This is a genomic window from Cupriavidus yeoncheonensis, assembly GCF_905397275.1.
In the GTDB taxonomy this organism is placed as follows: Bacteria; Pseudomonadota; Gammaproteobacteria; order Burkholderiales; family Burkholderiaceae; genus Cupriavidus; species Cupriavidus yeoncheonensis.
The window spans coordinates 1-576 of the sequence record NZ_CAJPUY010000088.1; the positions used below are offsets into that span (position 1 = coordinate 1).

The following is a 576-nucleotide window of genomic DNA, read 5'->3' on the forward strand; positions in this document are numbered from 1 at the left end:
TAGCGGCCGAACTCGATGTCGCGGATCAGATGCGTCGGGATGGCGGTCAGCGTGACGGCGCGCACCTGCGGATAGCTCGCCAGCTTGCCGCTCGGATAGACCTGGGCGCCGAAGTGCTCGCGATTGGCCGGGCTGTCAGCGGTACGAAGGATAGTCCCGTCCATCGCCAGCAGATTCAGACCCTTGAACGCATAGCTGGGCGCATCCTGCCGGCTCCAGGCACCAGCCGATTCGTGAAACAGCCATGCCAGAGGCGCGTATCCGGTGCGTTGTCGCGCTTGCGCGACGGCGCTCTTGCTGACAAACGGGGCTGCGGCCGAAGGAAGTGCCAGATCGAGATCATCGACAATCTCGCTGATTGACTGATGCCGGTACAGGGCCAGCGCGATCACCAGCCAGACCACCTGCTCGGCGGGCAAGCGCCGGCGCCGCAGGCTCGCCGTACCGGTGGCGCTCACCGCCTGCTCAACCCACTCGTAGGGCAAATGCTGCCCGAGCCGACCAAAGTCGGATGGTTGCTGGGCTTCGAGTAGATAGTTGAGGTGAGCGGATAGCACGGCGCCGCAAAGTTAACAT

The 576-nt window shown here is 64.1% G+C and carries 1 protein-coding gene; it reads right to left on the minus strand.

Annotation, left to right across the window (positions count from 1 at the left end):
• Nucleotides 1–557 (minus strand): transposase domain-containing protein (locus tag KHO22_RS32395; protein ID WP_211951274.1); only part of this gene is annotated, 557 nt, incomplete at its 3' end.
• Nucleotides 558–576: the final 19 nt, after the last annotated feature.